The organism is Paracoccus alkenifer (assembly GCF_900108405.1).
GTDB classification, from domain to species: Bacteria; Pseudomonadota; Alphaproteobacteria; order Rhodobacterales; family Rhodobacteraceae; genus Paracoccus; species Paracoccus alkenifer.
The window spans coordinates 91,032-103,656 of sequence record NZ_FNXG01000003.1; the positions used below are offsets into that span (position 1 = coordinate 91,032).

At 68.5% G+C, this 12,625-nt stretch carries 12 protein-coding genes; 6 read left to right on the plus strand and 6 right to left on the minus strand.

Annotated features, from left to right (window positions below):
• The first annotated feature begins 20 nt into the window (after window positions 1–20).
• On the plus strand, window positions 21–920 hold the full coding sequence (trhO, locus tag BLW83_RS08805; protein WP_090847769.1) for an oxygen-dependent tRNA uridine(34) hydroxylase TrhO: 900 nt from the start codon (window positions 21–23) through the stop codon (window positions 918–920).
• Between the two features lie 139 nt (window positions 921–1,059).
• On the opposite strand, the gene BLW83_RS08810 is transcribed toward trhO, so the two are convergent.
• A complete protein-coding gene (locus BLW83_RS08810) occupies window positions 1,060–3,342 on the minus strand; it encodes an NADP-dependent malic enzyme (protein ID WP_090847771.1) in 2,283 nt (760 codons plus the stop codon).
• Window positions 3,343–3,528: 186 nt separating this feature from the next.
• On the opposite strand from BLW83_RS08810, the gene mutS reads away from it, so the two are divergent.
• On the plus strand, window positions 3,529–6,156 hold the full coding sequence (gene mutS, locus BLW83_RS08815; RefSeq protein ID WP_090847773.1) for a DNA mismatch repair protein MutS: 2,628 nt from the start codon (window positions 3,529–3,531) through the stop codon (window positions 6,154–6,156).
• 15 nt (window positions 6,157–6,171) lie between these two features.
• On the opposite strand, the gene BLW83_RS08820 is transcribed toward mutS, so the two are convergent.
• Window positions 6,172–6,906, minus strand: coding sequence for a DUF1013 domain-containing protein (locus BLW83_RS08820; protein ID WP_090847775.1), 735 nt, complete (start codon window positions 6,904–6,906; stop codon window positions 6,172–6,174).
• A gap of 160 nt (window positions 6,907–7,066) precedes the next feature.
• On the opposite strand from BLW83_RS08820, the gene BLW83_RS08825 reads away from it, so the two are divergent.
• On the plus strand, window positions 7,067–7,699 hold the full coding sequence (locus tag BLW83_RS08825) for a ribonuclease T2 family protein (protein WP_090847778.1): 633 nt from the start codon (window positions 7,067–7,069) through the stop codon (window positions 7,697–7,699).
• Between the two features lie 328 nt (window positions 7,700–8,027).
• Here the strand turns inward: BLW83_RS08825 and BLW83_RS08830 are convergent, their stop codons facing one another.
• Together BLW83_RS08830 and BLW83_RS08835 are read right to left on the minus strand one after the other, a co-directional pair.
• Window positions 8,028–9,017: an NAD(P)H-quinone oxidoreductase gene (locus BLW83_RS08830; RefSeq protein ID WP_090848152.1), complete on the minus strand. Its 990-nt coding sequence runs from the start codon at window positions 9,015–9,017 to the stop codon at window positions 8,028–8,030.
• Window positions 9,017–9,676: a COQ9 family protein gene (locus tag BLW83_RS08835; RefSeq protein ID WP_245728742.1), complete on the minus strand. Its 660-nt coding sequence runs from the start codon at window positions 9,674–9,676 to the stop codon at window positions 9,017–9,019. Before BLW83_RS08835 ends, BLW83_RS08830 begins: the two co-directional genes overlap by 1 nt.
• A 98-nt stretch (window positions 9,677–9,774) precedes the next feature.
• Between BLW83_RS08835 and rpsU the strand changes: the two genes are divergently transcribed.
• Window positions 9,775–9,981 carry a 30S ribosomal protein S21 gene (gene rpsU, locus BLW83_RS08840; RefSeq protein WP_011748553.1) on the plus strand — a complete coding sequence of 69 codons (207 nt, stop codon included), beginning with the start codon at window positions 9,775–9,777 and terminating at the stop codon, window positions 9,979–9,981.
• A gap of 83 nt (window positions 9,982–10,064) precedes the next feature.
• Here the strand turns inward: rpsU and BLW83_RS08845 are convergent, their stop codons facing one another.
• Window positions 10,065–10,526: an Lrp/AsnC family transcriptional regulator gene (locus tag BLW83_RS08845; protein WP_090847780.1), complete on the minus strand. Its 462-nt coding sequence runs from the start codon at window positions 10,524–10,526 to the stop codon at window positions 10,065–10,067.
• A gap of 51 nt (window positions 10,527–10,577) precedes the next feature.
• The gene (gene mscL / locus BLW83_RS08850; protein ID WP_090847782.1) at window positions 10,578–11,021 is read right to left on the minus strand and encodes a large conductance mechanosensitive channel protein MscL; all 444 of its coding nucleotides are present in this window, start codon (window positions 11,019–11,021) and stop codon (window positions 10,578–10,580) included.
• 93 nt (window positions 11,022–11,114) lie between these two features.
• Here mscL and BLW83_RS08855 point away from each other — a divergent pair, with 93 nt between their 5' ends.
• Both BLW83_RS08855 and BLW83_RS08860 read left to right on the plus strand, forming a co-directional pair.
• The gene (locus BLW83_RS08855) at window positions 11,115–11,819 is read left to right on the plus strand and encodes a glutathione binding-like protein (protein WP_090847784.1); all 705 of its coding nucleotides are present in this window, start codon (window positions 11,115–11,117) and stop codon (window positions 11,817–11,819) included.
• Between the two features lie 89 nt (window positions 11,820–11,908).
• Window positions 11,909–12,607 carry a Crp/Fnr family transcriptional regulator gene (locus BLW83_RS08860; protein WP_090847786.1) on the plus strand — a complete coding sequence of 233 codons (699 nt, stop codon included), beginning with the start codon at window positions 11,909–11,911 and terminating at the stop codon, window positions 12,605–12,607.
• Window positions 12,608–12,625 lie beyond the last annotated feature (18 nt).

Below are 12,625 nucleotides of genomic sequence, written 5' to 3' on the forward strand. Positions count from 1 at the left end.
GGCCGCATTACGGCACGCCCATGTTCACCGTCGCAGCACTTTACCATTTCGCCCCGCTTGCCGACCCCGCAGCCGCCCGCGCGCCGCTGCTGGCGCTGTGCCGGGCGCAAGGCGTGCGCGGCACGCTGATCCTGGCGCCCGAGGGGGTCAACGGCACCATCGCCGGCCCGCGCGAGGGGATCGACACGGTGCTGGCCCATATCCGCGATTGGCCGGGGTTCGCGGCGCTGGCGTGGAAGGAAAGCACCGCCGAAACCCTGCCCTTTGGCCGCATGAAGATCCGCCTGAAGCCCGAGATCGTGACCATGGGCCAGCCCGGCACCGACCCCACCGCCCGCGTCGGCCGCCACATCGCGCCCGAGGACTGGAACGCGGTGATCCAAGACCCCGACACCGTGGTGATCGACACCCGCAACGCCTATGAAATCGCCATCGGCAGTTTCCGCGGCGCCATTGACCCCGGCACCGCGAGCTTTCGCGAATTTCCCGGCTGGTGGGCCGAAAACGCCCACCGCTTTGCCGGCAAGCGGGTGGCGATGTTCTGCACCGGTGGCATCCGCTGCGAGAAATCGACCAGCTTCCTCGTCTCGCAAGGGGTGGCCGAGGTGGTGCATCTGCAAGGCGGTATCCTGAAATATCTGGAAGACATTCCCGCGCAGGACAGTATGTGGGACGGGGCGTGTTTCGTGTTCGACCGCCGGGTCAGCCTGACCCACGGGCTGGAACCGGGCGGGCATCTGCTGTGCCACGCCTGCCGCCGCCCGCTGGACCCGGCCGACACCCGCCGCCCGGAATACGAGCAGGGCGTCTGCTGCCACCTGTGCACCGACGAATACTCCGACGCCGACCGCGCCCGCTTTCGTGACCGGCAGCGCCAGGTCGAACGCGGCGAGTTGTTTGCGGAAAGCGACACCGCCTGAGCCACCCCCGCCCCGCCGCGCCCGCGTCACCGTTGCAATGGGTATTTAAGCCAGAAAGAAGCCCTCGGCCCGCCGCTCTGCTGTGCTTCTTTCTGGTCCAAATACCCCTGCGGCAGTGCGGCCAGAGATGAGGGCGCGGTTACCGCGCCAGCCCCACCCCGCCTGCGGCGATCGCGGCCATGTTCAGGATGTCGTTCACCGTCGAGGTGGTCGAGCAGATCTGGATCGGTTTAGGCACGCCGGTCAGGATCGGGCCGATCACCGTGGCGCCGGCCATTTCCTGCATCAGCTTGACGCTGATCGAGGCCGAGTGTCGCGCCGGCACCACCAGCACATTCGCCGGGCCGGTCAGGCGGCTGAACGGATAGCGCGCCGCCTGTTCCGGGTTCAGCGCCACGTCCACCGTCATCTCGCCCTCGTATTCGAAATCGGCGCCCATCGCGTCCAGCACCAAGGGCGCCTGCGCCATCTTGGTGGCGCGTTCGCTGACCGGATAGCCGAAGGTCGAAAACGACAGGAACGCCACTCGCGGGTCCATCCCCAGCGCACGGGCGACCTGCGCGCCGCGGGTGGCGATCAGGGCCAGATCCTCGGCCTCGGGCCATTCGTGGACCAGCGTGTCGCCCATCAGCACGATGCGGCCCTTGTGCAGCACCGCGGTGACGCCGACCGCGCCATCCTGCGGGCGCACGTCGAACACCTGTCCGATCTGTTCCAGCACATGCGCGGATTTGCGGGTGACGCCGGTGACCAGCCCGTCGCCATGCCCATGCGCCAGCATCAGCGCCGCGAACACATGGCGGTCGCGGTTGGCGAGCTTTCCGGCATCCTCGCGGTCGATGCCCTTGCGTTGCAGTCGCGCGTAAAGCGCCTCGTGATAGCGGGACTGGTGGGGCGAGTTGGCCGCGTTCACCACCTCGATTTCCTGCATCGCATCCGACAGCCCGGCCGCGGAAAGCTTTTCCGCAACGTCGGCCTCGCGCCCGACCACCAGCGCGCGGCCCAGCCCGCTGCGCTGCCACGCCACGGCGGCGCGCAGCACGCGGGGGTCGTCGCCCTCGGCAAAGATCATCCGCGCCTGCGCCCGGCGCGCGCGCGCGTGGATCCCTTGCAGGATCGAGGCGGTGGGGTCCATGCGTTGGCGCAGCGACTGGACGTAGCCCTCCATGTCGATGATCGGACGGCGGGCGACGCCGGTATCCATGCCCGCGCGCGCCACTGCCGGCGGCACCACATGGATCAGCCGCGGGTCAAACGGCGTGGGGATGATGTAGTCGCGCCCGAACACCAGCTTGCGGCCGTAAGCCACCGCAACCTCGTCCGGCACGTCCTCGCGGGCGAGTTCGGCCAGCGCGCGGGCGCAGGCGATCTTCATCTCGTCGTTGATGGCGCGGGCGTGGATGTCCAGCGCGCCGCGGAACAGATAGGGAAAGCCCAGCACGTTGTTGACCTGGTTGGGATAATCCGAGCGCCCGGTGGCGACGATGGCGTCGGGGCGGACGGCGTGGGCTTCCTCGGGGGTGATCTCGGGGTCGGGGTTGGCCATGGCAAAGATCACCGGGTTCGGCGCCATGCTGGCCACCATTTCGGGCGTCACCGCGCCCTTGGCCGAAACCCCCAGAAACACGTCGGCGCCGACCAGCGCCTGTTCCAGCGTCCGCGCCTCGGTTGCGACGGCGTGGGCGGATTTCCACTGGTTCATGCCCTCGGTCCGGCCCTGGTAGATGACCCCCTTGGTGTCGGCCATGATGCAGTTTTCCGGGCGCGCGCCCATCGCCTTGACCAGTTCCAGACAGGCGATGCCGGCGGCACCGGCCCCGTTCAGCACGATCCGGACGTCCTCGATGCGCTTGCCCGACAGATGCAGCGCGTTGATCAGCCCGGCGGCACAGATCACCGCGGTGCCGTGCTGGTCGTCGTGAAAGACCGGGATGTCCATCAGCTCTTTCAGGCGCTGCTCGATGATGAAACATTCGGGCGCCTTGATGTCTTCAAGGTTGATGCCACCGAAGGTCGGGCCCATCAGCCGCACCGCCTGGATGATCTCGTCCGGATCCTCGGTGTCCAGTTCGATGTCGATGGCGTTTACGTCGGCAAAGCGCTTGAACAGCACCGCCTTGCCCTCCATCACCGGTTTTGAGGCCAGCGCGCCGAGGTTCCCCAGCCCCAGGATCGAGGTGCCGTTCGTCACCACCGCGATCAGATTGCCCTTGGTGGTGTAGTCATAGGCGGTTTCCGGGTTGTCGGCGATGGCCTGCACCGGCACCGCGACGCCGGGCGAATAGGCCAGGCTGAGGTCGCGCTGGGTCACCATCGGGGTCGAGGGCACCACGTCGAATTTTCCCGGCCGCGGTTCCAGATGATAGGCAAGCGCTTCTTCCGCAGTGATTCGCGCCTTTTGCGGCTGGGTGTTTGCGGTCATGGTCCCTCTCTCGTCCTTGTGTCTGGTCCAGCTTTGCCGGGACCGGGGGCAAAGCGCAACGTGCGGCATGGCAAGCGGGGGCCAGCCCCCGCACCCCCGGGATACTTGGGGCAAGATGAAAGAGTGCGGGCGGTTCTCTTTGCGGATGCCGCGGCTTAGAAGAGGGGCGAGCGGAAAGGAGCGCCGATGACCGACCAGCCGACCCCGATGATGGCCCAGTATCTCGCGATCCGCGAGGCCAATCCGGGGGCGCTGCTGTTCTATCGGATGGGCGATTTCTACGAGATGTTCTTTGACGATGCGGTGGCCGCCGCGGCCGCGCTGGACATCGCGCTGACCAAGCGCGGCACCCATCAGGGCCAGCCGATCCCGATGTGCGGGGTGCCGGTTCATGCGGCGGAATCCTATCTGCTGACCCTGATCCGCAAGGGCTTCCGCGTCGCCATCGCCGAGCAGATGGAAGACCCGGCCGAGGCCCGCAAGCGCGGGTCCAAGTCGGTGGTGGCGCGCGACGTGGTGCGGCTGGTCACCCCCGGCACCCTGACCGAGGAATCGCTGCTTGAGGCGCGGCGGCACAACTTTCTGGCCGCATGGGCGCAGGTGCGCGATGATGCGGCGCTGGCATGGGTGGATATCTCCACCGGTGCGCTGCGGGTGGCGCCCTGCCCCCTGCCCCGGCTGGCGCCCGAGCTTGCCCGCCACGCGCCGCGCGAATTGCTGGCGCTGGACGGGTCGCGGCTGGACGACATCGCGCATGAGGCCGGCGCCGCCCTGACCGAGCTGTCGGCGGCAAGTTTCGATTCCACCGCCGCCGTGCGCCGGCTGGGCGATCTTTACGGGGTCGGCACGCTGGACGGTTTCGGCCAGTTTTCCCGCGCCGAGCTGTCCGCGATGGGCGCAATCGCCGATTATCTGGCGCTGACCCAGCGCGGGCGGATGCCGCGGCTGTCGCCCCCCGTCCGGGAAAGCGGCGCCGGCGTCATGCAGATCGACGCCGCGACCCGGCGCAATCTGGAACTGACGCAGGCGCTGTCGGGCGGGCGCGAGGGCTCGCTGCTGTCAGCCATCGACCGCACGGTGACGGCGGCGGGGGCGCGGCTGCTGGAACGGCGCGTCTCGGCGCCTTCGCGCGATCTGGCGCTGATCCATCGCCGGCAACAGGCGGTGGCGGTGCTGGTCGAGGATTCACGCCTGACCGCCCGCCTGCGCGAGTCGCTGGCTGCGGTTCCCGACATGGACCGGGCGCTGTCGCGGCTGGGGCTGGACCGCGGCGGACCGCGTGATCTGGCCGCGATCCGGGCCGGGCTGACCGCGGCCGAGCGTATCGCCGCGATGCTGGCGGGGGCCGAGGGGCTGCTGGCCGAGGTCGCGGGCGATCTGGTCGGGCATCAGGCACTGACCGGCCTGCTGGATCAGGCGCTGGTGGCGGAACCTCCGTTACTGGCCCGCGACGGCGGCTTTGTGGCCGCAGGGTTCGATGCGGAACTGGACGAGACCCGCGCCCTGCGCGACGAGGGCCGTGGCGTGATCGCCCGGATGCAGGCGGATTATGCCGCCGAAACGGGCATCTCCAGCCTCAAGATCAAGCACAACAACGTGCTGGGCTATTTCATCGAGACCACCGCCACCCACGCGGAAAAGATGCTCGCCCCGCCGCTGAACGCGCGCTTCATCCACCGCCAGACCACCGCCAGCCAGATCCGCTTCACCACCGTCGAGCTGTCGGAGCTGGAAACCCGCATCCTCAACGCCCGCGACCGCGCGCTGGAACTGGAACGCGCCGTGTTCGCGCGGCTGCTGGCGGCGGTGCTGGACCAGTCCGCCCGCATCGGACAGACCGCCCGCGCGCTGGCCGAAATCGACGTGGCGGCGGCATTCGCCGATCTGGCCACAGGCGAGGGCTGGACCCGCCCCATCGTGGACGACAGCCGCGCCTTTGTCGTCGAGGGCGGGCGCCATCCGGTCGTGGAACGGGCGCTCAAGCGCAAGGGCGAGCCCTTTGTCGCCAACGACTGCGCCCTGACCGAAGGGCAGACCCCGGCAATCTGGCTGCTGACCGGGCCGAACATGGCGGGGAAATCGACCTTTCTGCGGCAGAATGCGCTGATCGCGGTGCTGGCGCAGGCGGGCGGTTTTGTCCCTGCCGCGCGCGCGCATGTCGGGCTGGTCACGCAGCTGTTCAGCCGGGTGGGCGCCGCCGACGATCTGGCGCGTGGGCGGTCGACCTTTATGGTCGAGATGGTGGAAACCGCGGCGATCCTCAATCAGGCCGACGCGGGCGCGCTGGTGATTCTGGACGAGATCGGGCGCGGCACCGCCACCTGGGACGGGCTGTCCATCGCCTGGGCGGTGCTGGAACATCTTCACGGCGCCAACCGTTGCCGGGCGCTGTTCGCCACCCATTACCACGAGATGACCCAGCTGGCTGCCAAGCTGGAGGGCGTGGAAAACGCCACCGTTGCCGTGCGCGAATGGGAAGGCGAGGTGGTGTTCCTGCACGAGGTCAGAAAGGGCGCCGCCGACCGCAGCTATGGGGTGCAGGTGGCGCGGCTGGCCGGGCTGCCGCCGGCGGTGGTCGAGCGCGCGCGCGAGATTCTTGATGCGCTGGAAGCCGGCGCCCGCGACGGCGCCGCACGGCCGGCGGCGCTGATCGACGACCTGCCGCTGTTTCGTGCAGCCCCTCCGCCGCCGCCCGCGGCGCCTGCCCGCGAATCGGTGGTCGAGGCGCGTCTGCGCGACATCGACCCTGACCGGCTGACCCCGCGCGAGGCGCTGGATCTGGTCTATGAGCTGGCGGCGCTGGGGCGCGACTGAACGGGCAGCAGCGCCTTAACGCTGCTCGTCGTCCTCGTCGTCATCGCCGCCCGGCAGGTTAAAGAAGCTTTCGGCGTCCAGATTCGGCTCGGGCTTGTCGTCGTCGCGGGTCAGGCTGAAGTTTTCCAGCCCGGCAATGGCCGAAGGCAGCCGCGGCTCGTCCGGCATCGACAGGCTGGACTGGGTGGACACCAGCTTGCGACGCTCGTCATCCGTCATCACCTCGGGCAGGGACTTGGCGGCCTTTTGCACGGCGGCGTCCAGCTCCGACTGCCGGCACAGCCCCAGCGCCACCGGGTCGATGGGCTGGATGTTCTGGATGTTCCAGTGCGTGCGCTCGCGGATGGTGGTGATGGTGGGCTTGGTGGTGCCGACCAGCCGCGCGATCTGCGAATCGGCCAGTTCCGGGTGAAAGCGCACCAGCCACAGGATCGCGGCGGGGCGGTCCTGCCGCTTGGACAGGGGCGTATAGCGCGGGCCGCGGCGCAGCTCCTCGCCCTCGGCGGCGGGGTTGTGCTTGAGCTTGAGCTTGTAGGCCGTGTCCTTCTGGCCTTTTTCGATCTCGGCCGGGTCCAGCTGGTTCGAGGCCACCGGATCAAAGCCCTTGACCCCGGTCGCCACATCACCGTCGGCGATGCCCTGCACCTCAAGCTCGTGCATCCCGCAGAAATCGGCGATCTGCTTGAAGCTGAGCGTGGTGTTGTCGACCAGCCAGACGGCGGTGGCCTTGGCCATCAGCGGCTTGTTCATGGGTTGCTCCTTCGCAATGACTCTGTGTCCGGGGAAACCGGGGCGGCCGGGGACAGGCCATTCCGCAGATTTCGGGTGGAATTACCCTTTCATATACGACCGCGGCGGGGTGGTTTGAACCCCCTTTTTCGCCGCAGGCAGGCAGCATAGGCTGGCACGCATGAAAAGACCGGTTCTTCGCGCCATGATCTGCGCCGCCCTGATGCTGCCCCTGCCAGCCGCGGCGGAGGACGTGGCGGGCAGCTTCGACTATTACGTGCTGTCGCTCAGCTGGTCGCCAAGCTGGTGCGCGACCGTGGGCGGCGACGCGCCCCAATGCGAACCGCGGCGGCAAAGCGGCTTTGTCGTCCACGGGCTGTGGCCGCAATATGAACGCGGCTGGCCGGATTTCTGCACCACCGCGCAGCGCGACCCCACCCGCCGCGAAAGCCGGGGGATGGAGGCGCTGATGGGCTCGGCCGGGCTGGCCTGGTATCAGTGGCAGAAACACGGCCGCTGCTCGGGGCTGTCGGGGCCGGATTATTACCGCGCCACTACCGAGGCCGCGGCAACGGTGACGATCCCGCCGGTGCTGGCGCGGCTGCCCCGCGACATGCGGCTGGGCGCGTCGGTGATCGAGGACGCCTTCATCGAGACGAACCCCGCGCTGACCCGCGACGGCATCACGGTCACCTGCAAGGACGGGCGGCTGCAAGAGGTCCGCATCTGCCTGACCCGCGACCTGGAACCCAGGCTTTGCGGCCACGACATCCGGCGCGACTGCCGCACCCCGATGCTGGTCGAGGCACCCTGAAGCACCGCCGCAGCGGGGGATTTTCCATCCCCCGCACCCCCTGGAGGATATTTTCCGACAGAAGATTTTCCTTAACCGAATCGTAAGCTTTTCCTGCCAGAACGGTGGGGCGGTACAGGCGGGGACGCCGATGACCGTGACAGGAGATGCCACACCCTGGCCGGACAAGCACCGCGCCGGGGTGTGTGCGCCTGGGGACAGCCGTTTATCCGGTCTGAGCCGGACCATCTTCTGTCCCCAAATATCCCCGCCGGAGGCTCCGGCCGCGCCGCCGGCTGATGCGGTGCCGGTGGGGCGCCGCGGTGCGGGGCGGCAGGCAGAAACCCGCCTAGCCCGCTACGCGCAGCGCGATCTTTCCGATATGGTCGCCCGCTTCCATATGAGCGTGGGCCGCGGCGGCCTCAGCCAGCGGGAATTCGGCATCCATCACCGGGCGCAGCTTGCCCGTGGCGATCATCGGCCAGACATGGGCGCGCAATTCGTCCGCGATCCGCGCCTTGGCCAGATCCGACTGCGGGCGCAGGGTGGACCCGGTGATCGTCAGCCGCCGAGTCATCACCGGGGCAAGGTTCAGCGTCACCTTGGGCCCGCCAAGGAACGCGATGAACACCAGCCGCCCGTCATCGGCCATCGCCTTGAGGTTGCGCGCCACATAGTCGCCGCCCACCATGTCGAGGATCAGCTCGGCGCCGCCCTCGGCGCGCATGATTTCGACGAAATCCTGAGTTCGATAGTTGATCGCCGTCGCCCCCAGCCGCGCGCAGGCCGCGCATTTCTGGTCGGAACCCGCGGTGGCCCAGACCCGCGCGCCCAGCGCCACGGCGATCTGGATCGCGGTGGTGCCGATCCCCGACGAGCCGCCGTGGATCAGGAACCGCTCGCCCGCCTGCAACCCGCCGCGCATCACCACGTTGGACCAGACGGTAAAGCAGGTCTCGGGCAGGCAGGCGGCCTCGGCCAGGCTCAGCCCCTCGGGGACGGGCAGCGCGTGGTCGGCGGGGGTCAGCACATATTCGCCGTAGCCGCCGCCCGGCAGCAGCGCGCAGACCGCATCGCCCACCGCCCAGCGCGTCACCCCCGGCCCGACCGCGGCCACATGACCCGAACACTCCAGCCCCGGCAGATCAGATGCCCCCGGCGGCGGCGCATAGGCGCCCTGCCGTTGCAGCACATCGGGGCGGTTCACCCCGGCATAGGCCACGCGGATCAGGATCTGCCCGGCGCCCGGCGCGGGGACCGGGCGGCGGGCCGGGGTCAGCACCTCGGGGGCGCCGGGGCGGGCGATCTCGATAACCTGCATTTCATGGGGAATGGACATCATGCTTCCTTCTGATAGCCGGGCGCGGCGGCGCGCTGCGGCTTGCTGATCCAGCCGGTGGCAAGCCCGGCCAATGCACCGACCCCCGGCAGCTTGCGGGCGGCGGCCTTGAGCTTTTCGACGCGCATCACATCGTCGATGCGGCGGTCGATAAAGCCGCGAGTATCTTCGTGCCCCGCCGATGCGTCGCCCAGCCAGTAAAGCACCACCGCCCCCCAGACCGAGGCCAGCGTGGCGCGCTTGGTCCACCAGCTCACATCCTCGGATCCGTCGCCCAGCGCCGTCCAGATCGTGTCGGCGGTTTCCCACATCAGCCGCGCGCCAAGACCCGCGTTCTGCGGCAACGCCATCACCGCGGTGCCGGCGCGCACCAGTTCCGGGTCCGACAGCATCAGCCGCGTCCAGATCGCCCCGGCGATGCGGTCGCGGATACGCCCCGAGGGCGGGGACAGCGCCATCGCCCGCGCCAGCGCCGCATCCGCCCGGCGGTGATAGGCCGCGGCCAGCCCGGCGCCGCCCTGCGGAAACAGCACCCGCGCCAGTTCCGGCGTGATCCCGCAGTCGCGCGCCCCGGCCAGCAGTGCGCGTTCGTTCATCCCGTCGAAAGGCGCATGGGTCAGCGCCGCGTCCAGCAGCCGGTTGCGTTCGTTTTGCATCATCTTGCCTCCGTCAGGGTGGACATCCGCGGGACGTTGCGCTAAAGGGGCGCGTCCTGCAATCAAGTTCAACTCTAGCCCAGGAAGGTGGTGACAACCACATGCAGGTAAGCGTTCGCGACAACAACGTCGAACAGGCGCTTCGTGCCCTGAAGAAAAAACTTCAGCGCGAAGGGGTCTTTCGCGAAATGAAGCTCAAGCAGCATTTCGAGAAGCCGTCGGTCAAGAAGGCCCGTGAAAAGGCCGAGGCCGTGCGCCGTGCCCGGAAACTGGCCCGGAAAAAGGCCCAGCGAGAAGGCGCGCTGTAAGGCGTCAGCGAACCGGATGGTTCAGAACGGCCCTCGCCCCGCGGCGGGGGCCGTTTACCTTTGCCGGCCAAGGGCCGCCCCCCCTATACCGGCAGCGCGGTCGTCAGCATCACCGTGCGCAGCGCGAATGAGGAATGCATCTGCGCCACTCCGGGCAGGCGCGACAGGTGCTGGCGGTGGATGCGGGCGAAATCGTCGGTGTCCTCGGCCATCACCTTTAGCAGGTAATCGGCGGTCCCGGCCATCAGGTGGCATTCCAGCACGTCGGGGATGGTGCGGACGGCCTTTTCAAAGGCGTCCAGCAGCTCGTCCGCCTGACCCGACAGGGTGATTTCCACGAAAACCGTGGTGGTGCGGCCCAGCCTTCGCGGGTCCAGCAGCGCGACATAGCCGGCGATGAATCCGGCCTCTTCCAGGCGCTGCACGCGGCGGTGGCAGGCGCTGGCCGACAGGTTCACGCGCCCCGCCAGATCGGCGTTCGAGATCCGCCCCTCGCGTTGCAGCACGGACAGGATCCGGCGGTCGGTCGGGTCAAGCTGTTCCATCACGGCGGCCTTGGGCTAAGGGGGCGGCGCCGCGGGGGCGCCGCGCCGGGGTCAGGCGTGGTCGCGCTGTTGCGCCAGCAGGTCGCGGATCTCGGCCAGCAGCGCCTCTTGCGAGGGGCCGGCGGCGGATTCCTCGGCCACCTGGGTGCGCACGGCGGCGTCCTTGATCCGGTTCACCATCTTGACCAGCAGGAACACCACAAAGGCGATGATGAAGAAATTGATCACCGCCGACATGAACGCACCCCAGGCGAACACATTCGCCCCCGCATCCCGCGCGGCATTGAGCGAGGCCCCCGCCGGCAGCTCCATCCCGTTCAGCACAAGATAGTTGCCCGAGAAATCGGTGCCTCCGGTGATGATGCCGATGATCGGGTTGATGATGTCGGCCACCATCGAGGTGACGATGGCGGTAAAGGCCGCGCCCACGATGATGCCGACGGCCATGTCCATGACATTGCCCTTGGCGATGAAATCGCGAAACTCCTTGATCATGACACTGTCCCTTGTGAACGCCCGCAGGCCGATGGCTTCGGGCTAGCACAGGGACGCGAAACCATGCAATTGCCACGAAAGGGACAAGCCACCATGGCCGACTTGCTGCGCGATTTTCCGATCACCCGACGCTGGCCGCCCCGGCGGGCGGGCGTGATCCAGCTTTACACGCTGAACACGCCGAACGGGGTCAAGGCCTCGATCATGCTGGAAGAGCTGGGGCTGGACTATGACGCCCACCGCATCGGCATCATCGACCCTCAGGACCAGATGACGCCGGAATTCCTGTCGCTGAACCCTAACAACAAGATCCCGGCGATGATCGACCCCGACGGGCCGGGCGGGCAGCCCATGGGGCTGTGGGAAAGCGGCGCGATGCTGATCTATCTGGCCGACAAGACCGGGCGGCTGCTGCCCGCGGATGGGGCGGCGCGTTACCAGACCCTGCAATGGCTGATGTTCCAGATGGGGGGCGTGGGGCCGATGTTCGGGCAGCTGGGTTTCTTTCACCGCTACCGCGGCGCCGAAATCGAGGACAAGCGCCCGCGCGATCGCTACGCGGCCGAATCGCGGCGCCTGCTGGGTGTGCTTGAACGCCAGCTGGCGGGGCGCGACTGGATCACCGGCGAATATTCCGTCGCCGACATCGCCACCGCGCCATGGGTCGAAAACCTGCTGCGCAACTACGACGCGGGCGAGCTGGTGGGCTATGCGGATTTCCCGGTGGTCGACGCCTGGGTCCAGCGCTTTCTGGCCCGGCCGGCGGTGCAGCGGGGCATGGTGGTGGGCGCGGCCTGACCGCCCTGCAAAGGTTGCGGTGCCGGGCCGGCACCGCTATGAACCGCCCGCAGCCCCCTGCCGCCGCCCCTGCCATTGCCGGAGTTCCCATGACGCCTGCCGAACTGGAAACCGCCCGGAAATCGGCCGTCCTGGGCAACCTGCCGCCGCCGTTGCAGGAAAAGATGCTGGAAGGCTCGCAGATCCAGACCGCCGACACCGGCCAGACCCTGTTCTTGCAGGACGAACCCGCCGATGCCTTGTTCATCGTGCTGGACGGCTGGATCAAGCTTTACCGGATCGCCGCCAACGGAACCGAGGCCGTGGTCAGCGTCATGACCCGCGGCCGCAGCTTTGGCGAGGCGGTGGCGCTGCGGGGCCTGTCCTATCCGGTCGCGGCCGAGGCGATCACCCCCAGCCGGCTGCTGCGGCTGGATGCGCTGCGCATCCGCCACCACCTGCAAAGCGACCCGGTGATGGCGACCTCGATGCTGGCGGCGACCTTTGTGCATCTGCAACATCTCGTCGAGCAGATCGAGGGGCTCAAGGCGCGTTCGGGCGTGCAGCGCGTGGCCGAGTTCCTGCTGGACCTCGCCCCCTGCACCGAGGGCGAGTGTTCGGTCGCCCTGCCCTACAACAAGGCGCTGATTGCCGGGCGGCTGGGGATGAAGCCGGAAACCCTGTCGCGCGCCTTTGCCCGGCTGCGCGAACACGGGGTGCGCATCGACGCCGCCCGCGCCCATATCGAGGACATGGACCGCCTGCGCCAGCTGACCGCCGAGGATCCGGCCAAGGCGTGGCTGCGCTGAACCGCCCGCCCAGGCTTT

Excerpts from the sequence above, each read along its gene's own strand:
- mutS (WP_090847773.1), top strand. The coding sequence starts at position 3,529 with ATGACCGACCAGCCGACCCCGATGATGGCCCAGTATCTCGCGATCCGC.
- BLW83_RS08830 (WP_090848152.1), bottom strand. The coding sequence starts at position 9,017 with ATGTCCATTCCCCATGAAATGCAGGTTATCGAGATCGCCCGCCCCGGC.
- trhO (WP_090847769.1), top strand. The coding sequence starts at position 21 with ATGTTCACCGTCGCAGCACTTTACCATTTCGCCCCGCTTGCCGACCCC.
- BLW83_RS08835 (WP_245728742.1), bottom strand. The coding sequence starts at position 9,676 with ATGATGCAAAACGAACGCAACCGGCTGCTGGACGCGGCGCTGACCCAT.
- BLW83_RS08820 (WP_090847775.1), bottom strand. The coding sequence starts at position 6,906 with ATGAACAAGCCGCTGATGGCCAAGGCCACCGCCGTCTGGCTGGTCGAC.
- BLW83_RS08825 (WP_090847778.1), top strand. The coding sequence starts at position 7,067 with ATGAAAAGACCGGTTCTTCGCGCCATGATCTGCGCCGCCCTGATGCTG.
- mscL (WP_090847782.1), bottom strand. The coding sequence starts at position 11,021 with ATGATCAAGGAGTTTCGCGATTTCATCGCCAAGGGCAATGTCATGGAC.
- BLW83_RS08860 (WP_090847786.1), top strand. The coding sequence starts at position 11,909 with ATGACGCCTGCCGAACTGGAAACCGCCCGGAAATCGGCCGTCCTGGGC.
- rpsU (WP_011748553.1), top strand. The coding sequence starts at position 9,775 with ATGCAGGTAAGCGTTCGCGACAACAACGTCGAACAGGCGCTTCGTGCC.
- BLW83_RS08855 (WP_090847784.1), top strand. The coding sequence starts at position 11,115 with ATGGCCGACTTGCTGCGCGATTTTCCGATCACCCGACGCTGGCCGCCC.
- BLW83_RS08845 (WP_090847780.1), bottom strand. The coding sequence starts at position 10,526 with ATGGAACAGCTTGACCCGACCGACCGCCGGATCCTGTCCGTGCTGCAA.
- BLW83_RS08810 (WP_090847771.1), bottom strand. The coding sequence starts at position 3,342 with ATGACCGCAAACACCCAGCCGCAAAAGGCGCGAATCACTGCGGAAGAA.